This is a genomic window from Pseudomonadota bacterium (assembly GCA_027624955.1).
Taxonomy (GTDB): Bacteria; Pseudomonadota; Alphaproteobacteria; order UBA828; family UBA828; genus PTKB01.
In genome coordinates this window covers 25132-47579 of record JAQBTG010000025.1, presented here as the reverse complement: position 1 = coordinate 47579, position 22448 = coordinate 25132, and the positions used below count along the sequence as shown (strand labels likewise).

Here is a 22448-nt window from a genome sequence, read left to right as displayed (position 1 = left end):
AGGATTCCAGAATATGACGGTAAGAAAAACTATATTTGTTAAAGAGCGGATCACCGCCGAGGCGGGCAGCCCGGCGCTTCGTCCGGTGTGCCGGGTTGCCGCCATTGCGGTGATCGACAATCCCTTTGCCGGGAAGTTTGAAATGGATTTGTCGAAATTGTTCGACACCGCCCTGGCAATCGGTGAAGAGCTGATGCCCCAGGCGGTGGCGATGCTTGACGGCGCGCCGGTGGCATATGGAAAATCAGCGATCGTCGGGGTTAACGGCGACGTCGAACATGCTGCGGCGGTGCTTCACCCAACTCTCGGAAAACCCATGCGCGCCGCCGTCGGCGGCGGTGAATCGATCATCCCCCATACGGCCAAGGTGGGTAGCGCCGGCGCGTCGATCGATGTGCCACTCGCCAACAAGGACAATATCTGGTCGTTCGATGAATTCGAAACGATCACCGTCACTGTGGCCGATGCACCGCGGCCCAATGAAATCATAATTGTAATGGCGGTCTCCGATGGCGGCCGGCCGCATCCGCGTATCGGCAAAGGGCGCGCAGTCACATAACCGCGCACAGCGCTGCTCAATCCGAGCGGACGGAAAAAATCGGCGCAAGCGGCACGCGATCTCGAATGATGTCGCTGGCGCGCTCGGCGATAGCGACAATCACGGCATTGACCGGCCCGGTGGTGAGGCTCGGCATCGCCGAACCATCGACGACATAAAGTCCGTCGGCACCGCGTAGTCTGAGACCCGGCCCCACCACCGCCCCACTATCCGTTCCCATGCGGCAGGTACCAACAGGATGGTGATGGGTATGGGCGGCGCGCTGTAGAAAATCGCGCCGCCCCGGATCGGTTTTGACCGACGGGCCGGGCAGCAACTCACTCTGGCGCCACTCTGCGAGTGCCTTGGCGCTACCGATGCGGCGTGCCAAATCCAATGACGCGGCAAACCTTGTGAGGTCTTGCGGCGCACTGAGGTAAGCCGGGTCGATGAGCGGCGGCGAATCAGGATCGTCCGAAACCAGGCGAATGACCCCCCGGCTTGCGGGGTGGGTGAAGCCGAACATCAAAGTGTACGCAGCGCCCACCGCCGGAGCGTTGAAACATTCGGTCACCGCCGGCAGCAAGACGCAGGCGACCACCAGTTCGGGCGCGCCTTCCTGATCTGCAAGACGGGCATAGAGCAGCGCTTCCGAATGTTGATAGCGCGACGGCGGCACCGGCCGGGCCGCGGCGTAGAGATTGCCGGCGCCAAGCAGATGATCCTGCAAATTGCGGCCGACGCCCGGCAGATCGATACGGCACGCTATGCCGACATCGCGCAAATCCTGGGCCGGCCCGATGCCGGAACGCAACAGCAGAGCGGGCGAGCCGATGGCACCCGCGGCAAGAATAACCGATTGCTCAGCGGTTATTTCCAGGCGCTCCCCATACTGGTCTACTTCGATACCCCGGCAGTGGTCGCCGCTCGCGAACAGAAGGCGCCGCGCCCGGCAATGTACGAGGACAGTGAGATTTTCCCGCCCCATAGCCGGAGCCAAATAGGCATCGGCAACGCTTTGCCGTTGACCGTCGACAATAGTCAGTGTGTTGAGAGTCGGCCCGGTCAGCCGTGCTCCGTTATGCTCTTCCGTTGGCTTGAAGCCGCATTCTTCGCCGGCGGCCAAAAAACTTTGGGTTAACGGGTTCGGGTGCTCTGGGGTGAGAAGGGAGACCGGGCCCGCTACGCCATGATATGGCGAGGCGGCGAAGCTGCTGGTTTCAGAGCGGATGAAATATGGCAAGAGATCGGCGTATCCCCAACCCGGGCAACCGTCTTCAACCCAGCAGTCGAAATCTGCCGGGTGCCCTCTCACATGTGCCATCGCGTTCAGGCAGCTGGTGCCGCCGATAACCTTGCCGCGCGGCCAATCATGCCGGCGCCCGGCGGTGTGCGCTTGGGCGTGCGTTTTGTAGTTCCAATCGCACGACGCGCCGGCGAGGAACGGCCAACGCGCCGGATCGGCGATGGCTGGGTCATCCGCCGGCCCGCCGGCCTCGACAAGAGCGACGCGCGTGTTGCTGTCTTCGCTGAGCCGGGCGGCGAGTACACAGCCCGCGCTGCCGGCGCCGACGATCACGTAATCGAACCGAGTTGCCTGTCGCATCGAACGCGATAATGACTTACCGACGGCAGCGATGCACGGTATATTGCCCTCTGACCAGCAAGAGGGAACCCGGCATGGGAAATACACCGATCAAGGCGCCGACCATGACATTGACGTCCGGCCCGGTCGCGATCTATCCGTGCGTCCAGGAAGCATTGTCACGGCCGGTACCCTACGACTACGACTCCTATTTTCTAAATTTTTATGAGCAGGTCTGTTTGAAGGCCGGCCGCGCCATGCGAAGTGATAATCCAGCCCTCATCCTGCATGCCGAGCCGGCGGTGGCGATTGAGGCGGCGGCAGCATCGCTCATCTCGGCCAACGATACCGTGCTGAATCTGGCCTCCGGCGTGTATGGTAAGGGCTTCGGCCATTGGGCGACGCGCCATTGCAAGCGGCTGACGGAAGTGGAAGTGGCCTATAACGAGGCCATCGACCCGGCGCAGGTGGCGGAGGCGCTCCGCGCCAATCCGGATGTCACTATCGTCTCCGCCGTTCATCACGACACGCCGTCAGGCACCATCAATCCGATCGACGAGATCGGCGCGGTGGTCAAGGCTCACGGCGCGCTGTTGTTGGTCGACGCCGTTTCGTCATTTGCCGGCATGGATGTCCATCCAGGAAGTTGTGCGGCCGACATTTTCATTACCGGCCCCGGGAAATGCCTCGGCAGCTCGCCTGGGCTCTCCATTCTTGATGTGAGCGAGGCCGCCTGGGCGCATATGGAAAATAATCAAACCGCGCCGCGTGCGTCCGTACTCAGTCTGCTCGATTGGAAAGACGCGTGGCGCAAGGAGAACAGGTATCCATTCACGCCGTCGGTATCGGAAGTGCAGGGTCTCGACGCCGCGCTCGATCACTATTTGGAAGAAGGGCCGGAAGTTGTCTGGCAGCGCCATGCACTGACGGCACGGGCGTGCCGCGCCGGCATCAAGGCGATGGGGCTGGAACTCTGGCCGGCGCGCGAATCGATTGCCGCGCCAACCACAACTGCCGTCAAGATTCCCGGCGGTCTAACCACCAAACAAATCCACAGCGTAGCGCGGCAAACCTATGGCGTAACGCTTTCAGCCGGAAGTCGGGAGACATATGACAAACTGATCCGCATCGGTCACATGGGACCGGTGGCAGAGCCGATTTATGCTATCGCCGCCGTCGCGGTGTTTGGTGCCGCCGTCCGCCACTACGGTATCACTGCGGATATCGGTCGTGGGATCGAGGCCGCCATGGCAGAAATACCGAACATCGCCTGACGCCAGCTAGATCCGTAACGGCCAAGCCCTCACGAATAGAAATTTGGCGCCAGCAGATAGTTGGGAAAGCTTTTCGGATCGTGCGAATAGAAGAGTTCCGCGTCAAATTTCTCCGCCAGTTCCTTCAGGCGCAGCATGGATTGGAAACTAGCCACCGGATCGAGGTGGAAACTCGAAATGCACATCAAATCCATATTCTTCTTGCTGTAACAGGCATCGGCGGAAAACAGCATTGGGCGGCGGCCGGCCAGTTCCACCATTAGACTGTAATGGCCCGCGGTGTGGCCGGGCGTCTCGAACAGCCATAAACCCTTGGCGATTTCCTGATCGTTGCTGAGCGTTTCGAATTTTGGCGTGTAGATATCAAGCGCCGGTTCCGGCGGCGCTTCCAAGCCGCGCTTGTCTCTAATCTCCGGCGAAAAGTTCAAATCTGAATAGCCCAGAACTTCGAACGGATGCGGAGATGCACAGGCTTCAAGCTCTTTGGCATGACACAGCGTGCACGCCTCGGTCAGGTGAATATTGCCGCCGCAATGATCGAAGTGATAATGCGAGTTGATGACATAGTTGATGTCGCTCGACTTTAAGCCCACCGCTGCCAACTGCCCGGGGATCGTCTGCGCCTCGGTTTGCTGTGGTTTTTCGAATGGTAATACGCGCTCGACATGGGCGTGATCATATCCGGTATCGAAAATGTAAAGCCCGTCCGGATGGTCGATCAGAACCGAATAACACGGAAAGCGGATTTCGCCGCCGGGCCCTCGATTCCAAAAGGCGTGATAACCGTCGATCACCAACGAGCCACCATCCAAAAGATAAACCTTGTTCGCGCTCATCGCCTAACTCCTGCCTAGCATACCAGTCAATTTCATCACCGTTCTCCGCGATGATAGGGAAGCGCCAGGGCCGGCGGCAAATAGCTATGCCGCGCGAACAGCACCAGCACCACAATCACCATCGCGAACGGCAGCATCTGGACGACATCGGTCGGTATATTCAAACCGGCCACCTGAAGCGCTGTGGTCAGCGCTAGGCTGCCGCCGAACAACGCCGCGCCAAGCAGAACCCAAAACGGATGCCCGCGCGCGAGCATGGCAAGAACGATGCCGATGAACCCAGCGCCGTGGGTCATGAACGGGACAAACAGACCCGCCCCAACATTGGCCATAAAAGCGCCGCCAATACCGGCGAGCAGGCCGGTGGTGAGAACGGCGGCGGCGCGTGTCAATTTGACATCAACACCGGCGGCATCGAGCGCCGCTGGTTTGTCACCGGCGGCCTGAAGATTAAGCCCGATATGGGTGCGCCGAAACAACCAGGCAACAAACACCACCAGCAGCACGGCAAGATAGACGATGGCGTGGCGCTCGAACAACGCCGGGCCGATCACCGGGATTTCTTTCAGCCCGGGAATATCCAGGGTCGGCACTTCCGAAAGCCGCGGATAGGTGCGGCTAAACTGGAAATGATGGAGGAGCGCCGTAAGCCCCTCCGCGCCGATGGTAAGCGCGATCCCAATGACAATTTGATTCATGCTGAGAATGACGCAGAACAGCACCATCAGCGATGCGACGACCATTCCGGCCATGCCGCCGGCGAGAAATCCGAGCCAGAAGGAGCCGGTATAATAGGCCACGACAAACCCGCCATAGGCGCCCATCAGCATCATGCCTTCGATGCCGATATTGAGCACGCCGGCCTTTTCGGAAATCTGCTCGCCCAAGCCAGCGAGGAGCAAGGGGATTCCGACTGTCACCGCGCCGAACAACAACGATGCGACAAAAATCTCGGTAAAAAGCCCGTCCATCTCTCAGGCCCTCCTGCGCTGGCGTGACAGATGATCAAGATACTCGACCAGGGCGAGGAAAATGAGCAGCAGCGCGACGAGAACCAGCACGTAGAAATTGGGCACCCCCAACTTCCGCGACGCACTCTCGCCGCCGATCATGAGGATGGCGAAAAACAGCGTAAACCCGATCACCGCGATGCCATTGAAGCGGGCGAGAAAAACCAGCGGCACGACCAGCAGCCCATAGGCCGGATTCCAATCCGCCCGCATGGTTCCCCACACGCCAAGAATCTCTACCGCGCCGCCAAGACCGGTGAGGCCGGCGCTAAGTGCAAATGTGGCGTAGGTCAGGCGCCCGACACTCAGCCCAGCATGTTTGGCGGCGCGTGGATTGGCGCCGACGATTTGCAATCTAAGCCCGAACGCCGTTCTCGTCATGACGAAATGAACGGCAAAAACCGCCGCCAAGGCAATGATGATACCGCTATGGATGGTGGTATCGAACAGCCGCCCCAAGCGGTCCGCCACCGGCAACGTCATGGTTTGCGGCACGCTATTGGTGGGATCGTTAAACGGAAGCTTGACCAGCACGTTGGCCAAACTAATGCCAAGAAAAGTCATCATCAAGGTGGTGATGATCTCGTTCAGCCCGTAGCGAATTTTCAAAAATGCCGGCACCAGAGACCAGGTCATCGCCACCAGGATGGAGACCGCGCAGCAAATGACGATGGTCAGCCAAGACGGCAGAGACGAGATGAGAAGCGGCGCTAATGCGGCGGAAGCGACCGCGGCAAGCAGGAATTGCCCATCGACGCCAAGGTTCCAGATGCCGGCCCGGAAGGCGACGATCAGTCCCGAGGCAATCAGCAGCAGGGGCGCCGAGCGGATGACGGTCTGTTGGAATCCACTCCAGCTGAAGAGCCCGCGTTGCAGAACACAATCGTAATAGGCAAGCGGATCTTTGCCGAGCGCGAGAAGGATCAGCCCGCCGACAACGAGCGCCAAGACGATCGGCAGTAAAACGCGTGAGACGGAGGAAATCATCGCGCCAGGCCGATCCCGGCAGCGGCGCTCCAGCCTCTATAAAACGGTAGCGTCATGCCGCTTTTGCCCCGGTCATCAAACGCCCGATTTGCGCTTCGGCGTTGCCATGATTATCGACGATGCCGGACAGTTCACCACCGAACATCACGCCAACGCGATCGCAAAGTTCAAGTAATTCGTCCAATTCCGTCGATATGACAATGGTCGCGATGCCCTCTTCCGCCGCCGCGATAATTCGCTCGCGCGCCAAGCGGGTGTTCTGCAGGTCAAGCCCATAAGTTGGTTTGTTGAAGATCACCACAGACGAATCGGCGGAGATTTCACGCGCCAGCAGAACCTTTTGGATATTGCCGCCGGACAGCCGCCCGAGTTGCGTATGCTCCGACGGTGTACGGATATCGTGAGTCTCAATAACTTGTCGGGCATGGCGAAAGATACGCTGCCACAAAGTCACGCCATCTTGCCAATAGGGCGGCGCGCCAATCTCCTTGAGCACGAGATTGGTGGCAACGGAGTGCCCCGCCACCGTTCCCTCGCCAAGCCGCTCATCGGTGATATAGCGCACGCCGAGGCGCCGGCGGGCCGGAACTCCGTCTTGATCAGCCGGCTTGCCATTTACTTCGATGGTGCCCGACAACGCCGGTCGCTGCCCAGCCAGCACTTCGGCCAGATGCTTTTGGCCGTTGCCGTCCACACCGGCTATGCCAAACACTTCGCCGGGTTTAACGGAGAAGCTGATGTCATCGAGCGCGCATTCCCCAGGCTCGGCGCGCGTCACAATATTGTTAAGCGTGATTGCTGCAATGGCTGCGCGATCGAACGCGACGCGTGCCCGTTTGGCGTGTCCCTCGCGCACCAATGTTTCGGCGTCGGCATTGTCCGCCTCCCCCGCGCCGCGGAACATTAAGCGGATGATTTCATCGGTCGCCTCCTCCTCCGCCATGGCGCTTAAGCGCTCCGGCGGGATATCACCGACGAGCCGCCCGCGACGCAGTACCGATATACGATCGCCAAACGCATAGGCTTCGCGCAGTTTGTGGGTGACAAAGATGATGGCGACGCCCTGGTCGCGGAGCCGCCGCATGACGCCGCCTAATTCCTCGACGCCATGCGGCGTGAGCATGGAAGTCGGCTCGTCCAGCACCAACACGTTTCCGCCATGCCAAAGCGCACGGATGATTTCAATCTGCTGCTGTTGGCCGAGTGAAACGCGGCCGACCGGCACTTCTGGATCGATTTTAACACCGAGCAATTCTGAAATTTCGTGAAATCGGCCTAGCGCCGTTTTGCGGTCATGCTTGCGCCACCACACGCCGCCAAGCATGAGGTTTTCAATAACCGTCAAGCTGTTGACCAGCAGTACATGTTGAAAAACCGTGCCGATCCGCAGGCGGAGACTCTCACGCGGCGAGCTGATCCGCACCCGCGCACCGGCGATTTCGATATGGCCGCCGTCCGGCTGTTGCATGCCGGCGAGAATGCCGATCAGAGTAGATTTGCCAGCACCATTTTCACCAAGAAGCGCATGCACCTCGCCGGCATGGAAGGCGAGCGAGATATCATCATTCGCCAGCACGCCGGGAAAGCGCTTGGTGATAGCGTGCAGCGATACTGCGGGCGCCTGGTCAGCCGCCGGGTTCACAACATGCTTCCCGGTCGTGCGCTGCGTATTTTCATCGACGCTTGCCCAAACCGGGGCGGCCCGTCTGGGGCCTCCCCGTCGTTGATGGTCTGCGTTATTCCGCTGCTGGCGCCTCGACAGAGGTCATCAGAGCGCGGACTTCTTGAGCGTCATATACTTCGGCGACCGAAACGGAACCGTCGATGATCTGCTGGCGAACCTTCATCAGTTCGTCCCAGATACCGGCGGGGATGTGATCGGTCTTGAGCAAACGCACGGAATCGTCGGCCAGGCCGATCGTATAACCAACCGTGCCGAATTTGCCGGCGTTCAGATCCTCGACCATGGCGCTGTAAACGGGAATCATGTCCCACAGGACCGACGATAAGAGGTGGCCCTTGTCGAGCCCGGTCTTGTCGCCGATCACATCGATGAACCACGCCTTGCCACCGTCGACCGCTTTGGTGGTTTCAACCGCCTGAATCATGCCGAAGCTGGAGCCGTTGCCTTGGCCAAAAATTACATCGGCGCCGGCCGAAATCACAGATTCAGTCACGCGCCGGCCACCGGCCGCATCAGCATAAGCTGCCGGGCCGATCACCGCATAGACGATCTTGGTGGCCATGCCGGTTGCCTGGACGCCCATGGCGAAACCAGCCGATTGCGAGTTCCACGACGGTGGCTCTCCGGAAACAACGATGCCAACCGTTCCCGTACGGCTCATTTTGGCGGCGAGAATGCCTGCGAGATAGGCGCCGTCATGGCCGCTTAGCGTATAGTCACCAACCAAACCGGGGACCAAGCCGTCCGGCCTATCGACAATTGCCACTGGCACACCGGTCTCGGCTGCGATTTCCGGCGCTGCGGTGTTGTAGCCGCTGGCATGGGCGATCATCAGGCTGGCGCCTTCATCGGCCAATTCGCGCAATGTCGGGCGCACATCGCCATAGCCGAGCCCTTCGGCTGGCAGGAATTCGAGATTGTATTTTTTGGCCACCGCGCGGGCGGCATCAACGCCCTGTTGGTTCCAACCGTAATCGGTGCCCTGTTCCGGTACCAACACCGCAATCTTCTTCACCACATCGCCAGCCTGGGCGCCGACGCTGACCGCAACCATAGCTGCGAGTGCCAGCCCGGCTATGGCGGCGCGCCGTGTCGTATTCGCAATTAAATTATGCATTTGTTGATTGCCTCCCTTTTGCATTGCTGTCGTCCAATCCGCCGGGGCCGGCTCCTGGGCCGAGCCCGGATTGCTGAGCTACGATAACACTCTGTAACGGGCGGCGCAGCGGGTCAACGGCACCCCACCCGATTTTTCTAACTGTTTTCCAGCGCCTTGCGCGCCGCGACAAGTTTTTGTGCGCGGGCTTGGCGCAACGCCGCAATCTTTTCCGGCGTGTAATCGAAGATCCCGCCGCCGCTTTTGATGCCGAGACGCCCGGCTGCCGTTCGCTCGGTAATCAGCGGGCTGACATCGTCGCGGGTACTCAATTCCTTGTTCAGATAACTTCCCACCGCCTGATAGATATCGAGCCCCGCCATATCGAGAAGTGCCATCGGCCCGACGACACTGAGCTTATAGCCGATGCCCCAAGAGACGCATTGGTCGAGTGCTTCGGCGTCGATGACGCCGTCCGCAACTAAATCCACGCATTCGCGCATGATCGCATAGAGAACGCGGTTTTCAACGAAGCCCGGAACGTCCTTCTTGATCAGGATCGGCAGCAGATTGATTTGCCGGATGAGGGCGGTCATCCGCTCGACCGTTTCTGGCGCCGTGTCCTTCCCGGCGACAACCTCAATAATCGGGATAATATGCGGTGGATTGGACCAGTGCATGCCGATGACCCGGCCAGGATTGGAATTTCCTTGCTGCAGCCGAGTGATTGGAATGCCCGACGTATCGCTGGCCAGCACGCATTCGCGCGACACCAACCCGTCCAACGTGGCCAAAAGTTCAAGTTTAAGGTCCACATCTTCGGGCACCGTTTCGATCACCAGATCAGCTCCAGCGACACAATCCGCGAGGCTATCGCTCATGCTGATTTTCTCAGCGCCGCCGTGATCCGGCATACCAAGTGCCTCCAACACGCCAAAGGCGCCACTTATCAGAGCGTCGCTTTTCGCTACGGCGTCGGCGCTGGTGTCATAGCCGCGCACATTCATGCCGCCGCGCGCCAGGGTGGCGGCAATGCCGGGCCCCATGGTGCCCATGCCGATGACCGCTACATTTTTCATATCCAGTTCCGCTCTCACTTCACCACTTTTTGGAATGCCGAACGTTCGCTGAGGCCGCCCTGCCATCGCCGAAGATGCGGTAAATCAGGTAGGCTGATCGGGAAATTGAGGCAGCGCTGAATAATCGGCCCGAGCGCGAATTCGCCAACCGTTAGAGCGTCACCGGCGAGCCAATCACGCCCCTTGAGATGGCCATCGAGCAGCTTTAGTTGTGCCGCCAGCGCATCACCAAATTTTTGCAGCTCACCGCGTTCTTCTTCAGGTTTTTTGGATTCGCGAAACACATCCAAATAGGGGCCGTTGAGCGACGCCAGTTGCCAATCCATCCAAAGCTCGGCATGGGCACGCGCCGACGTATCGGCGGGTAAAAATGCACTTCCCTCGCGACTACAAAGATAGCGAAGAATGGTATTCGATTCCCAAACCACGGTCGCACCGTCAACCAGGGTCGGCACTTTGCCTGTCGGGTTGAGGCTGAGATAGGCCGCATCCGCCGTGTTTTCGAACTGGCGGCCATAATCCTCGCGGCTATATTTCAGCCCGAGTTCTTCCAGCAGCCAGAGAACCTTCTGTACATTGCCCGAGGTCGCGCGCCCCAACAGTCTTAGCATTCAACAAATCTCCTGTTTGTATATTTTGGCAAACGCCACATCCTCACATCACCGATGAAGAAATTATATCGACGCCATTTTGGCGATCGATCAGATAGATCAGGCCGCGATCATCGATGGTGACGTCGTTCGATGAGGCGCGCTCGAAACCGGCCGGCGGATCGGGCTCGTAATATCCGACTTCCTGCGGGCTGTAGGGATCGGCGAAATCGATCAGCCGCAAACCCTGGGCAAACCAGGCAAACGGCACGACCGTACCGACAAATCGCTCGGACGGCTGGTGACATCCGGTCATTGCCGGCTGCGGCGCACCATCGGGATCAACGCCAGCAACCTGGAAAGTCGAAATCGGGATTGGGTTGAGTTCGTTGGTAATGTCGAAGACCCAGGTGAAGGCCGGCGCGGCGGGCCACAGTTTGGCGACATCCTCATCCGCCACGATCATCACTTGACGTCCCTTAAGAGGCTCGGGAAAGGGCAGGCAGGTATGGGTGGGATGGGGGAAATTAGGCGAGGTGTTGAGGCCCGAGATCGCCTTCGGGTTGGCCATATCGTTGATGTCGAGAATGAAGAAACCGTGATGCCAATAGCTCACATACAGGCGATTGCCCACCCGAATCGGATGGTGGCATCGGGGGGGTGTCCAATCGTCCCACGGATAGGCTTCGCCACCGGCCTGCCACTGCCCGGGAATCCACCAGCGCCCGACTTCTTCGGGTTTGGTGGGGTCCGCCAAATCGAGGATCATGACGATATTGCCGATATAGCCTTCGGCCGTCGGCGAGATATAAGCGTAGCGCCCATCGAAATCATAGCGATGTACGCCGCGGCCATGAGTCCGCCATTTGCCGATCGGTTTCGGGTTGGCCGGGTTGGAAACGTCATATATGCCGAGGCCGCCGCCAAACGCTTCATCACCTTCCGGGCCGAGCCGCTCATGATTGACGATCATAATTCCGTCGGCGACCCGCACTTTGTGCGAATGCCAGCCTTGCGGCATGTCGATACGGCTGAGGACTTTCGGTTTTTTCGGGTCAGCGACATCAATGATCGTGGTGCCGCTCGGCTCGCGCATATGTCCGACATAAAGCACCGTACCGTCGACCCAGACCTGGCCGCCGCCAGGACAGTCGATATGGGCTAAAAGTTCGGTGTTACTGGCCTTCGCCATATCTGCCTCGGGCTCCCCGCGTGCAATCGGCTGTCAGTCGATTCTGACGATGTCGCCTTCGGGCGTTTTGCCATGCTTTTGATACAGCGCCAACGCTTTCAGCGTCGGCTCGTCGCTGGCGACAAACAGGACCGCCGGTTCGCTGTCAGAGCCGTTGACATGCTCGCACCAGTGGCCGCCCGGGACCGCGACCGTGTCGAACGGCGCCCAGTCGATGCGCTCGCCGCCGATGATACTGTGCCCGCTGCCCTCGAACGGTGCGACCAACAGGCTGGCATTCTGTTTCAGTGGCTGGGTGCGTTCTCCGGGGCGCAACATCTGGGCGAAGAAAGTGATGGTTTTAAAAACCGGTTGGCCGTTGGTCGGGTCGACATATTCAACGATCAGGCCCTCATAGGAATCGCCGTCCCAATCGCGGAAACTCTCCAGCAATTCGCGCATCACTTCCCAGCGATAGACATACATTGGAGAGGCATTGCCGGTGCCGCGGTCATGCGTGACAAATCGCGGCATCATGCCGCCACGGCTATAAATCTCGCGGGAATATTCGCTCGACACCCGGGCCGACTGAACATTCTTGCGAATCCGCTCGCCGTCTACTTCCTCAGTGTAATCATGCTCAAAATAGGTCGCGTTCAACGTCTCGACCAACGGCAAATCGAGAACGCTTAAATTTACCGCCGGGTCGTCACCCTGGTTGCCATGATTGTGCCAGGTGTCATGCGGGGTCAGCACCATATCACCAGGACCAAACACAATATCTTCGCCCTCGACGCCGGTGAAATTCATCGTGCCGGTCAGACCGAAGCGGATGGCGTTTGGCGAATGGCGATGCGGCGGCATGATCTCGCGCGGGTCGTTCAAGCGGTAGGCGGTGTACATGGTCGATACCGACGCGCGGCGCGGCGCGAGGCCAGGATTGACCAATATCAGCGAACGCCGCTCAGACGATTCCATGGTGATGAGTTCGGCCGAGCGCAGCAGCAGCGGCTCGATATCCTCGCGGTATCTCCAAACGAACGGCAGCGCCTTTTTCTTGTCCATGACCTGGCGGTCCTCGTCATGGTTGGCGCTGGTATCGACCGCCCAAAAGGGCGCCATGTTCTTACGAAACACATCTTCATGGAGAGCATCTAAAGCCGCTGTCATTCAGTCCTCGCACCGTTGAGGGATAGGCCGTTGATCCGCTCGCGGCCGGCGCTTCGTCCGAGCAGGCGGATCATCGATAAACTAACAATACGAGGCCGCACGTATCCTTACAATCTCGCCCCGGTCCGACCGCGTCTAGACCACCCAGCGCGGCGGGCCGAGCGGGTCGTCGCCTTCGTCGAGCGGCGGCACATAGGCGTTGGCGCCGCGCGTGCTTTCATTGTTGTCATATTGGCGCAATTCCAGGCGCGCGATTTGATTGCGGTGCACTTCGTCCGGCCCGTCGGCGAGGCGCAAGAGACGTGCCGTAGCGTAGGCCTTGGCGAGGCCATAATCTGACGTCACCCCGGCACCGCCAAAGGCCTGGATCGCCCAGTCGATCACCTCGCACGCCATGTTCGGTGCCGCCACCTTGATCATGGCGATTTCTTTGCGCGCCACTTTGTTGCCCACGGTGTCCATCAGCCACGCCGCCTTCAAGGTGAGAAGACGCGATTGCTCGATCTTGATGCGCGCCTCGGCGATGCGTTCCTGGGTCACGGTCTGGTCCGAGATCGCCTTGCCGAAAGTGGTGCGCGATTTGGTCCGCCGGCACATGCGCTCGAGCGCGCGCTCCGCCATACCAATAAGCCGCATGCAGTGGTGGATACGCCCCGGCCCGAGACGGCCTTGCGCGATCTCAAAGCCGCGCCCTTCGCCGAGCAGCATGTTGCCCGCTGGCACTCGCGCGTTGTCGAAATATACTTCGCCGTGCCCGTGCGGCGCTTCGTCATAACCGAACACCGGCAGCATGCGCTTAATCGTCACCCCGGGATGCGGCAACGGCACCAGGATCATCGATTGCTGTTTGTGGCGGTTCTCATTGTCGGGATCGGTTTTGCCCATGACGATCAAAACTCGGCAACGCGGGTCGAGCGCGCCCGACGTCCACCATTTGCGGCCGTGGATGACATACTCATCGCCGTCACGGCGGATTTGCGTCTCGATGTTGGTGGCGTCCGACGACGCCACCTCGATTTCGGTCATGGCAAAGGCCGAGCGGATTTCTCCCGCCAACAATGGCTCAAGCCATTGCTTCTTCTGTGCGTCGCTGCCGTAGCGCACCAGCACTTCCATATTGCCGGTATCGGGCGCCGAGCAATTGAACGCCTCGGGGCCGAAATGCGAGCGCCCCATCTCTTCGCAGGCCGGCGCATATTCGAGATTGCTGAGCCCGGCGCCAAGTTCGCTACCGGGCAGGAACAGGTTCCACAGGCCCGCCGCCTTGGCCTTTTCCTTCAGCACGTCGAGATAGGGGATCGGCTGCCAGCGGTCGCCCGTGGCGATCTCGGCCAACATCTTCTGCTCATTTGGATAGACATGCGCTTCCATAAACGCCGCCACCCGGTCGCGAATATCGTTCGCCTTGTCGCTATAACCAAAATCCAATGTCTTTCTCCGTGCTAAAATGACGCGCCGTTTCGATTCACTCCGAAGGCTATTCTACAGCGTCACACGGTCGGTGTTTCGGGAAAATTGTCTGGATCTATCGATTGGTTCAAACTATGTGGCTAGCTCCTGGATTGCCGGCCGTGATATTTCGAAATCTCGCACGCGCCAGCCCACGGATCATCACGATATCCGACCCATCCGGCGATCGGCTCGAATGTGGCGTATGCGCTGGGTCGGATGATTGTGACTGGCTGTAACTTTGCCGGCACGAATTCATCATATTTTTGCACGCCATCTCGGCTGCTTAGACCTTGTGAAAAACTTCGCCTTTTCCTCGCACCAATCCCCGCCAACGCGCCGGCGGTGCTTGCCATATGCACCGGGGCACGCTGGCGGGGTGATCGCCGCTGAGGGGAAACGGCGAACAGTGGTGCGACGGAGGCCCGTTCTCTAGGCGCCGAAGCTGAGCGGGCCTTGCGGCAATGCGAGGCCGAGAGCTTGGGCGAGGACGGTCCAGTGCATGGTTTCGTCGACCGCAATGCGCCCGGCGACATGTGAATAAGCAACGTCGCCGAATTTGGGAATCACGCTGAGATAGCCCTCGATCGCCTCTTTTTCGAGGCGCGCCGCCAGCATCAGCACATCGGTCTGGTTCTTGAGCGTACCAGCGTTTAGGTCGGTGGCGTATTCGCCCATCGATTTGGGCTCGACCGGCGTGCCGCCAAGGGCGCTGACCGCGCCGGCGAGCGCGTCGCGGTGCCCCTTGTGCTGACTTTGAAAGGCGACCGCCACGCCCAGCACGCCATCCTCCAGCAGGCCGCTTTCGGCGCCCAGCTGATAGGCATTGATCGCCTGGTGCTCGAGGCCAAGGGCATCGTTGAGGATCCACAAATCGCCGGCGGCGTCACCAGAAGCCATGCTTTTCTCCGCCGCCATGCTATTGCAGCCGGCGATCAAGCCAACGGCAGCGGCTGAAAGTGTTGCTTTGCCGAGGCCGTTGATGAACCTTCGGCGCGACCTATCGGTGACCTTGCTTTCCATCGAGGTGATGATTGTCGACATTGATTTTCTCCTGCTAAGTGGCTGACATCATTATGTAAGGCCGATCGATTGGCGGTTAGGCGCGTAGACGGCACGGCCCGCCGTGATCCGCATGACCTCAGCAGTTACGCAGGCCAGCCGCTTTTGGATGCAGGAATATTTGTTGTGGCCTAGCCGGCGCTCGGCAGGACGGCGCCCTGATAGATCACCGGGCCGGTAGGCGCACCGCTCGGCGAGCCGCCTGGCGGCTCCACGCTCACCGCCAGGGCCACCGCGCTCAGGAGAACTTTCTCCATTTCAGGCGTCAGCGCGATCGAAATTTTAGCATCGGTGGGGAGCAGGCCGAGCGAGCGCGGCGCGCCGCCACCAGGTGGCACCAGCCATAACTCAAGCGCCCTTTCACCGGCCGCCAACTGGCGCGCCAGCACCGCCTCCGGCGCTGCCACCGGGCGAACGATCATGCGATCAGCGGTGAAATCGAGCGTCACCATCAGCATCGGCGTGGCCGCGGATTGATTCAGCACAGCGACATAACGCAATCCTGGCGCTTCCGGTATCAACTCGGTGGCGGCGATATAGATCGCCAGCGCCGCCGCAATGGCGCCGGCGCCGAACGCCGACCAGCGCCACGCGGTACGGACCTGACGCCCGGGTTGAAGTTTCGGTGGCGCGGCGGCACGCGCTGCGCCGAGAATATCCAATATTTTTTCGATGCGGCCGAGAAGTTCGGGCGGCGGCGCGACGGGCTGGATGTCATCAGCCAACGGCGCCAAATGTTGCTGCCACGCGGCCACCAGTTCGGCGAATGCCGGATCGCGCGCACACAGCGCCTCGGCCTCGCGGCGCGCTGCCGCCTCGAGCGTGCCCAGCACATATTCGGCGGCGAATCCGTCTCTCTCGCTATAGGCTTCCGTCATCGTCAAGGCGTTCCTTGCTCGAGGCATTTTTTCAATTGCCGCAAACCACGGTGGATCCAGCTCTTCACCGTACCGAGCGGGGTGTCAAAACGCGCCGCCAGCTCGCCATGGGTATAGCCTTCTTGATAGGCGAGGGTGATACAACCGCGCTGTTCGGCGCCGAGCTTCTCGAGGCAAGCGGCGAGAGCGCGGCGCTGCTCGCCCGCGATCGATTGCGCCAGCGGGCTTGGCTCAGGATCGGCGGTCTGGGCATAACCGTCGGCATCGTCCAGAGACAGCTCAGGCTTTTGTTGGCGCCGCCGGTCAAGCGCGCGGTTACGCGCGATGGTGATCATCCAGGTCATAGGCGTGCCCTTCTCGGGGCGGTAGTCGGCGGCGCGGCGCCATATTCGGATATAGACTTCCTGCAGTACCTCTTCCGCCTGCTGCCGGTTACGTAAGATACGCAAGGCAACGCCAAATAGTTTCGCGCTGCTCGCGTCGTAGAGCCGCGCGAAGGCGCTGCGGTCCTGCGCTGCCACGGCGCCCAGCAGTTCTTCCAACGTTGACGCCTCGACCTTGCTGTCACTTAGCATGTTGCGGCACTCGGCCTATCCCGGTTGGCTTCCGGCTTGCTGCCCTAATAAGCGGCGGACGGTAATATTCATAGCCGAGGAACGGCGTGAATGCACGAGCAGGAAAAATAGGGTAAATAACCGGCAACTCAGATTGGGAAACAAATCATGCCAGATGACGCCCTTCTTGAACGACGCCATCGCCTGCTCGGCGCCGCCTCTCCGCTATTTTATAACCGCCCGCTGCATCTCGTACGCGGCGAGGGCGTCTGGTTGTACGACGCTGAAGGCCGACGCTACCTCGATGCCTATAACAATGTGGCAAATGTTGGCCATTGCCATCCCCATGTTGTCGCGGCACTCGAAAAACAGGCGAAAACCCTGAACACCCACACGCGCTACCTGCACGAGGCAATCCTCGATTATGGCGAGGCGCTGACCGCCACCTTCGAAGATGATTTGAGCCGGCTGTTCCTATGTTGCTCAGGCACCGAGGCCAACGAATTGGCGCTCAGAATCGCCAAGGCGTGCAGCGGCGCAACCGGCGTCATCGTCACCGATTTTTGCTACCACGGAAATTCCGCCGCCATCGCCGAGCTGAGCACCGCCTATCCGGGGCCGGAGGGGATTGGCGCGAATGTGCGATCGGTCACGGTGCCCGATACCTACCGCTTGGCACCGGGTGTCAGCGAAGCCGACGCCGCAGATATGTTCGCCGCGCAGGTCGACGCGGCCATCGCATCATTAGCGGAAAGCGGCATGAAGACCGCGGCATTTCTCGTCGATACCGTGTTCGCTACCGAAGGCCTGCCCAACATGCCGGCCGGCGCAATGGAAAAAGCCGTGGCCGCGGTCCACGCCGCCGGCGGTTACTTCATCGCCGACGAAGTGCAACCCGGTTTCGGCCGCACCGGCGAAAACATGTGGGGCTATCAACTGTATGGCGCCGCCCCCGATCTCGTAACCATGGGCAAGCCGATGGGCAATGGCCATCCGCTGGCCGGCGTCGTCAGCAAGCCAGGACTGGCCGAGGAATTCGGCGCGAAGGCCATGTATTTCAATACATTTGGCGGCAACCCGGTCGCCGCTGCCGTCGGTCTCGCGGTGTTGCAAGTGATCGCGCAAGAAGGCTTGCAGGCGAACGCACTCAAGGTGGGCAACCATCTCCGAGCGGGGCTAAGCAAATTGGCCGAAACGCACAATATCATCGGCGACGTGCGCGGCCATGGCCTGTTCTCAGCCGTCGAATTCGTGCGGGACCGCACGGCGAAGACGCCGGCGCCAGAAGCAGCCAGCGCCGTGGTTGAGGCGATGCGGGAGCGCGGCGTCCTCATCAGCCGCACCGGGCGCGATGACAATATGCTCAAGATTCGCCCGCCCCTGCCGTTCTCCCGCGAAAACGCGGACCTGTTAATAGAGACGCTCGACGAGAGCCTGGCCGATCTGTGACCGCGACGCGGGCGCCGCATGACTGATTCTGATTTCTACAAGATCAGCATCGACGCGCGGGCAGCGCGCATGGAGCGTCTTGCCGTGCAGGCGCTCAAAGCTTGGGACATCACCGATTGCCGGCCACAACTGGTAAAAATTCGCGAGAACGCGGTGTTTCGCGTGACCAGGGCGGACGGTTTCGATGCCGCGCTCCGGATTCACCGCTTTGACTATCATTCCGACGCCGCGCTGCAATCAGAATTGAGCTGGATCCGGGCCTTGCAGCGGGACGGTATCAAAGTGCCCGCTATCATCCCCGCCAGCAGCGGCGCGGCCTTCGTCACCACTCGTGTGGACGGCGTACCAGAGCCGCGCCAGGTCGATATGGTGACGTGGCTGGACGGCGAGCCGCTCGGCAGCATCGAGGGCGGCCTTAGCGACAGCATCGGCGATATCACTCAGGCGTTCACCGAAGTCGGGCGCTTGGTCGCGCAGCTGCACAACCATTCCACCAGCTGGCAACGGCCTGACGGTTTCGTTCGACACGCCTGGGACGCCGATGGGCTGACCGGCGAGGCCCCCCTATGGGGAAGATTTTGGGAATTTCCCGGCCTCGAAAATGCCCAGAGGCAATTGATGGAGCAGACGCGCCTTGTCGCACGACGCGCCTTAATGGAGATCGGTGAGGCAGAACAAACCTACGGCCTCATCCACGCCGACCTTAATTTCGACAATATTCTCATCCGTGATGGGCGTGTCATGGCGATCGATTTCGATGATTGTGGCGCCGGCTGGCATCTCTTCGACCTGGCGACCATCTCCATCCTGTTTCTCGGGACCGAACGCTACGATATGGTGCAGCGCGCCGTCATTGCCGGCTACCGCCAAGAGCGTCCGCTCACAGATGAAACATTGCGGTTGATGCCGCTATTCTACTTGTTGCGCGCTTTCACCTATCTCGGCTGGATTCACACCCGGAACGAAACGCGGACGGCGCAAGAAATCGCACCCAGTATCGTCACCATGGTCTGCGAGTTGGCGGAACAATATTTGCGCGCGGACGGCGCGCTGGAGGGACCAGCATGAAGGCAGCGATATTATCGGAATCCGGCCTGGCGATCAGTGAAGTGCCGAAGCCGGAGATAACACCCACCCAAATACTCGTTCGCGTCCGCGCCGCCGGCCTCAACCGGGCTGATCTCCTGATGATGGATGGGCGGATGCACGGCCCGTTGGGCGGCGCCGGAACCATTGCCGGGCTGGAATGGGCCGGTGAGGTGGCCGAAACCGGCAGCGAAAGCTCGGGTTTCAAACCGGGTGATCGGGTGATGTGCTCGGGCGCTGGCGGATACGCGGAATATGCCGCCACGGATTGGGGCCGCGTCTCACCACTCCCGGCGGGGGACATGAGCTTCGAGCAGGCAGCGACGCTGCCGATTGCGCTTCAGACCATGCATGACGCGCTGGTCGGGAATGGCCGCCTCAAGCCCGGCGAATCGGTGCTCATTCAAGGCGCCAGTTCCGGCGTCGGCCTAATGGGGCTGCAGATCGCCAAATATCTCGGCGCCAAGCTGGTGATCGGCACATCGCGCGATGCTTCCCGGCGCGCTCGGCTGAAGGATTTTGGCGCCGATATGGCGATCGACCCAAGCGACCCGGCGTGGCCCGATGCGGTGCTCGAAGCAACCGGCGGCGGTGTTGATTTGATCGTCGATCAAGTTTCCGGCGGCGTGGCGAACCAAAACATGAAGGCCGCTCGGGTGTTGGGGCGCATCGTAAATGTCGGCCGCCTCGGCGGCTTTAGCGGCGAATTCGATTACGATCTGCACGCCCTGAAACGCATCGACTATATCGGCGTGACCTTCCGTACGCGATCAGCTGATGAGGTGCGGGAGATCGTTCGCAGCATGCGCGCCGATCTCTGGCCGGCGGTGCAAGCGGGCACACTTCACTTGCCGCTCGACCGCGTTTTTCCGCTCGCCGAGGCGGCGGCGGCGCTAGAGCATATGCGCGCCAACGCCCATCTCGGCAAGATCGTGCTCAGCGTGTAGCCGCTCAGCGGTTCTTGCGGTTCTCGACCAGATCGGTCACCACCGACGGATCGGCGAGGGTCGAAATATCGCCGAGTTCATCCTGTTCGTTGGCGGCGATCTTGCGCAGGATTCGACGCATGATTTTGCCCGAACGCGTCTTGGGCAGGCCGGGCGCCCATTGAATCAGGTCTGGGCTGGCGATCGCGCCGATTTCCTTGCGCACCCATAGGACCAATTCCTTGCGCAGCTCCTCGCTCGGCTCATGGCCAAGGGTCAGCGTCACATAGGCGTAGATGCCTTGCCCTTTGATGTCATGCGGATAGCCGACGACAGCGGCTTCGGATACAGCCTTGTGTGAGACCAACGCGCTTTCCACTTCGGCCGTTCCCATGCGGTGGCCGGAGACGTTGATCACATCGTCGACACGCCCGGTAATCCAGTAATAGCCGTCAGCGTCGCGGCGCGCGCCGTCGCCGGTAAAATAGCGCCCCGGATATTGCACCATATAGGTACTGATAAAACGGTCATGGTCGCCGTAAACTGTCCGCATCATACCCGGCCAGGAATCGCCGATACACAGCAGCCCGGTGCAGGCGCCGTCCAATTCATTGCCCTCAGTATCGACGATCAGCGGCTTAACGCCGAAGAAGGGGCGCGTGGCCGAGCCTGGTTTCAACGCCGTCGCGCCCGGCAACGGCGTAATCAGAATGCCACCGGTTTCGGTCTGCCACCAGGTATCGACGATCGGGCAACGCTTCTCGCCCACCACATCGTTGTACCATATCCAGGCTTCGGGATTGATCGGCTCACCGACGCTGCCGAGGATGCGGAGCGACTTGCGCGAGGTCTTGGTCACCGGTCCGTCGCCCTCGCGCATCAGGGCGCGGATGGCGGTTGGCGCGGTATAGAAAATATTGACCTGATGCTTGTCGACGACCTGCCAGAAGCGCGATGAATCGGGATAGTTGGGCACGCCCTCGAACATCAGCGTGGTGGCGCCGTTGGCCAGCGGTCCGTAGACGATATAGCTGTGCCCGGTCACCCATCCAACATCGGCGGTGCACCAGTAAATATCGCCGTCGTGATAATCGAATACATATTTATGGGTGAGCGAGGCAAACAGCAGATAGCCTGCGCTGCTGTGCAGCACGCCTTTGGGTTTGCCGGTCGAGCCCGAGGTATAGAGGATGAAGAGCGGGTCCTCGGCATCCATTTCCTCCGCCGGGCAATCGTCGGAGACCATTGCCGCTGCCTCGTGAAGCCAGACATCGCGTCCGTCGACCCAATCGATGGCACCGCCGGTGCGCTTAACGACGATCACGCTCTTGACCCCTGGGCTTCTCTCCAACGCCTTATCTGTATTGGCTTTGAGCGGTATCGCCCGGCCGCCGCGGAGACCTTCATCGGCGGTGATAACGCAATTGCTGTCACAGTCATGGATGCGGTCGGCGAGAGAATCGGGCGAGAATCCGCCGAACACCACGGAGTGGACCGCGCCAATGCGCGTGCAGGCGAGCATGGCGTAGGCCGCTTCGGGAATCATCGGCATGTAGATGGTGACCCGGTCGCCCTTGGTCACGCCGCGGGACTTCAGCACATTGGCCATGCGGCAGACTTCGCGGTGCAGTTCGCGATAAGTAATCAATTTCGAATCGTTGGGATCGTCGCCTTCCCAGATGATTGCGGTCTGGTCGCCGCGCGTCTCGAGATGGCGGTCTATGCAGTTGGCGCTGACATTGATCTTGCCGCCCTCGAACCAGCGAACATAGGCGTCCGTTCCGAATTTCGAATCCTTGACCTTGGTCCAACGCTGAATCCACTCAAGCGATTCCGCCTGCTCGGCCCAAAAGCCATCGGGATCGTCTATCGAGCGGGCGTACATTTCGTTGTACGTCGCTTCGTCACAATGCGCTGCCTGAGCCGCCTCAGGCGATACAGGAAAAATCTCGTTTTGGTGGGGAATCATTTGGCGTTCCTAGCTCCCGGTATACGTCACAATCCGGCCGGTCAGGGCCAGCTTC

Annotated in this window: 20 protein-coding genes; 5 read left to right on the top strand and 15 right to left on the bottom strand. The window is 60.4% G+C overall.

Annotated features, from left to right (window positions below):
- The first annotated feature begins 13 nt into the window (after positions 1 to 13).
- Positions 14 to 559 carry an amino acid synthesis family protein gene (locus O3A94_11020; GenBank protein MDA1356783.1) on the top strand — a complete coding sequence of 182 codons (546 nt, stop codon included), beginning with the start codon at positions 14 to 16 and terminating at the stop codon, positions 557 to 559.
- A gap of 16 nt (positions 560 to 575) precedes the next feature.
- On the opposite strand, the gene O3A94_11015 is transcribed toward O3A94_11020, so the two are convergent.
- Entirely contained in the window at positions 576 to 2144 is a 1569-nt protein-coding gene (locus O3A94_11015) for a GMC family oxidoreductase N-terminal domain-containing protein (GenBank protein ID MDA1356782.1), read from the bottom strand.
- A 74-nt stretch (positions 2145 to 2218) separates the two neighbouring features.
- On the opposite strand from O3A94_11015, the gene O3A94_11010 reads away from it, so the two are divergent.
- Positions 2219 to 3397, top strand: a complete 1179-nt coding sequence (locus O3A94_11010) for an alanine--glyoxylate aminotransferase family protein (GenBank protein MDA1356781.1) — start codon at positions 2219 to 2221, stop codon at positions 3395 to 3397.
- A 29-nt stretch (positions 3398 to 3426) separates the two neighbouring features.
- On the opposite strand, the gene O3A94_11005 is transcribed toward O3A94_11010, so the two are convergent.
- From O3A94_11005 to O3A94_10945, 13 genes are all read right to left on the bottom strand, one after another.
- Positions 3427 to 4233: an N-acyl homoserine lactonase family protein gene (locus O3A94_11005; GenBank protein ID MDA1356780.1), complete on the bottom strand. Its 807-nt coding sequence runs from the start codon at positions 4231 to 4233 to the stop codon at positions 3427 to 3429.
- A gap of 35 nt (positions 4234 to 4268) precedes the next feature.
- Positions 4269 to 5204, bottom strand: coding sequence for an ABC transporter permease (locus tag O3A94_11000; protein MDA1356779.1), 936 nt, complete (start codon positions 5202 to 5204; stop codon positions 4269 to 4271).
- Between the two features lie 3 nt (positions 5205 to 5207).
- Positions 5208 to 6230, bottom strand: a complete 1023-nt coding sequence (locus tag O3A94_10995; GenBank protein ID MDA1356778.1) for an ABC transporter permease — start codon at positions 6228 to 6230, stop codon at positions 5208 to 5210.
- Positions 6231 to 6282: 52 nt separating this feature from the next.
- Positions 6283 to 7872: an ABC transporter ATP-binding protein gene (locus tag O3A94_10990; protein ID MDA1356777.1), complete on the bottom strand. Its 1590-nt coding sequence runs from the start codon at positions 7870 to 7872 to the stop codon at positions 6283 to 6285.
- A 94-nt stretch (positions 7873 to 7966) separates the two neighbouring features.
- Positions 7967 to 9031: a BMP family protein gene (locus O3A94_10985; GenBank protein ID MDA1356776.1), complete on the bottom strand. Its 1065-nt coding sequence runs from the start codon at positions 9029 to 9031 to the stop codon at positions 7967 to 7969.
- A 137-nt stretch (positions 9032 to 9168) separates the two neighbouring features.
- Positions 9169 to 10089 carry a 3-hydroxyacyl-CoA dehydrogenase NAD-binding domain-containing protein gene (locus tag O3A94_10980; protein MDA1356775.1) on the bottom strand — a complete coding sequence of 307 codons (921 nt, stop codon included), beginning with the start codon at positions 10087 to 10089 and terminating at the stop codon, positions 9169 to 9171.
- Positions 10090 to 10103: 14 nt separating this feature from the next.
- A complete protein-coding gene (locus tag O3A94_10975) occupies positions 10104 to 10700 on the bottom strand; it encodes a glutathione S-transferase family protein (GenBank protein MDA1356774.1) in 597 nt (198 codons plus the stop codon).
- Positions 10701 to 10743: 43 nt separating this feature from the next.
- Positions 10744 to 11871 carry a hypothetical protein gene (locus O3A94_10970; protein ID MDA1356773.1) on the bottom strand — a complete coding sequence of 376 codons (1128 nt, stop codon included), beginning with the start codon at positions 11869 to 11871 and terminating at the stop codon, positions 10744 to 10746.
- 33 nt (positions 11872 to 11904) lie between these two features.
- On the bottom strand, positions 11905 to 13020 hold the full coding sequence (locus O3A94_10965; protein ID MDA1356772.1) for a cupin domain-containing protein: 1116 nt from the start codon (positions 13018 to 13020) through the stop codon (positions 11905 to 11907).
- A 135-nt stretch (positions 13021 to 13155) separates the two neighbouring features.
- Positions 13156 to 14448 (bottom strand): acyl-CoA dehydrogenase family protein, encoded by a 1293-nt coding sequence (locus O3A94_10960; GenBank protein ID MDA1356771.1) that lies wholly within the window; start codon positions 14446 to 14448, stop codon positions 13156 to 13158.
- Between the two features lie 453 nt (positions 14449 to 14901).
- Positions 14902 to 15513 carry a ferritin-like domain-containing protein gene (locus tag O3A94_10955; GenBank protein MDA1356770.1) on the bottom strand — a complete coding sequence of 204 codons (612 nt, stop codon included), beginning with the start codon at positions 15511 to 15513 and terminating at the stop codon, positions 14902 to 14904.
- 149 nt (positions 15514 to 15662) lie between these two features.
- A complete protein-coding gene (locus O3A94_10950) occupies positions 15663 to 16409 on the bottom strand; it encodes an anti-sigma factor (protein MDA1356769.1) in 747 nt (248 codons plus the stop codon).
- A gap of 2 nt (positions 16410 to 16411) precedes the next feature.
- A complete protein-coding gene (locus O3A94_10945; protein ID MDA1356768.1) occupies positions 16412 to 16984 on the bottom strand; it encodes a sigma-70 family RNA polymerase sigma factor in 573 nt (190 codons plus the stop codon).
- 147 nt (positions 16985 to 17131) lie between these two features.
- Between O3A94_10945 and O3A94_10940 the strand changes: the two genes are divergently transcribed.
- The 3 genes from O3A94_10940 to O3A94_10930 are packed head-to-tail and all read left to right on the top strand — an operon-like array spanning position 17132 to position 20445.
- Positions 17132 to 18412, top strand: coding sequence for an aminotransferase class III-fold pyridoxal phosphate-dependent enzyme (locus O3A94_10940; protein MDA1356767.1), 1281 nt, complete (start codon positions 17132 to 17134; stop codon positions 18410 to 18412).
- Between the two features lie 18 nt (positions 18413 to 18430).
- A complete protein-coding gene (locus O3A94_10935) occupies positions 18431 to 19480 on the top strand; it encodes a phosphotransferase (protein MDA1356766.1) in 1050 nt (349 codons plus the stop codon).
- Complete coding sequence (locus O3A94_10930) at positions 19477 to 20445, top strand: zinc-binding dehydrogenase (GenBank protein MDA1356765.1); 969 nt, start codon at positions 19477 to 19479, stop codon at positions 20443 to 20445. Before O3A94_10935 ends, O3A94_10930 begins: the two co-directional genes overlap by 4 nt.
- A gap of 4 nt (positions 20446 to 20449) precedes the next feature.
- Here O3A94_10930 and acs read toward each other — a convergent pair whose 3' ends face one another.
- Positions 20450 to 22393, bottom strand: a complete 1944-nt coding sequence (acs, locus tag O3A94_10925; protein ID MDA1356764.1) for an acetate--CoA ligase — start codon at positions 22391 to 22393, stop codon at positions 20450 to 20452.
- Positions 22394 to 22448: the final 55 nt, after the last annotated feature.

Excerpts from the sequence above, each read along its gene's own strand:
- O3A94_11020 (MDA1356783.1), top strand. The coding sequence starts at position 14 with ATGACGGTAAGAAAAACTATATTTGTTAAAGAGCGGATCACCGCCGAG.
- O3A94_11015 (MDA1356782.1), bottom strand. The coding sequence starts at position 2,144 with ATGCGACAGGCAACTCGGTTCGATTACGTGATCGTCGGCGCCGGCAGC.
- O3A94_11010 (MDA1356781.1), top strand. The coding sequence starts at position 2,219 with ATGGGAAATACACCGATCAAGGCGCCGACCATGACATTGACGTCCGGC.
- O3A94_11005 (MDA1356780.1), bottom strand. The coding sequence starts at position 4,233 with ATGAGCGCGAACAAGGTTTATCTTTTGGATGGTGGCTCGTTGGTGATC.
- O3A94_11000 (MDA1356779.1), bottom strand. The coding sequence starts at position 5,204 with ATGGACGGGCTTTTTACCGAGATTTTTGTCGCATCGTTGTTGTTCGGC.
- O3A94_10995 (MDA1356778.1), bottom strand. The coding sequence starts at position 6,230 with ATGATTTCCTCCGTCTCACGCGTTTTACTGCCGATCGTCTTGGCGCTC.
- O3A94_10985 (MDA1356776.1), bottom strand. The coding sequence starts at position 9,031 with ATGCATAATTTAATTGCGAATACGACACGGCGCGCCGCCATAGCCGGG.
- O3A94_10980 (MDA1356775.1), bottom strand. The coding sequence starts at position 10,089 with ATGAAAAATGTAGCGGTCATCGGCATGGGCACCATGGGGCCCGGCATT.
- O3A94_10975 (MDA1356774.1), bottom strand. The coding sequence starts at position 10,700 with ATGCTAAGACTGTTGGGGCGCGCGACCTCGGGCAATGTACAGAAGGTT.
- O3A94_10970 (MDA1356773.1), bottom strand. The coding sequence starts at position 11,871 with ATGGCGAAGGCCAGTAACACCGAACTTTTAGCCCATATCGACTGTCCT.
- O3A94_10965 (MDA1356772.1), bottom strand. The coding sequence starts at position 13,020 with ATGACAGCGGCTTTAGATGCTCTCCATGAAGATGTGTTTCGTAAGAAC.
- O3A94_10955 (MDA1356770.1), bottom strand. The coding sequence starts at position 15,513 with ATGTCGACAATCATCACCTCGATGGAAAGCAAGGTCACCGATAGGTCG.
- O3A94_10950 (MDA1356769.1), bottom strand. The coding sequence starts at position 16,409 with ATGACGGAAGCCTATAGCGAGAGAGACGGATTCGCCGCCGAATATGTG.
- O3A94_10945 (MDA1356768.1), bottom strand. The coding sequence starts at position 16,984 with ATGCTAAGTGACAGCAAGGTCGAGGCGTCAACGTTGGAAGAACTGCTG.
- O3A94_10940 (MDA1356767.1), top strand. The coding sequence starts at position 17,132 with ATGCCAGATGACGCCCTTCTTGAACGACGCCATCGCCTGCTCGGCGCC.
- O3A94_10935 (MDA1356766.1), top strand. The coding sequence starts at position 18,431 with ATGACTGATTCTGATTTCTACAAGATCAGCATCGACGCGCGGGCAGCG.
- O3A94_10930 (MDA1356765.1), top strand. The coding sequence starts at position 19,477 with ATGAAGGCAGCGATATTATCGGAATCCGGCCTGGCGATCAGTGAAGTG.
- acs (MDA1356764.1), bottom strand. The coding sequence starts at position 22,393 with ATGATTCCCCACCAAAACGAGATTTTTCCTGTATCGCCTGAGGCGGCT.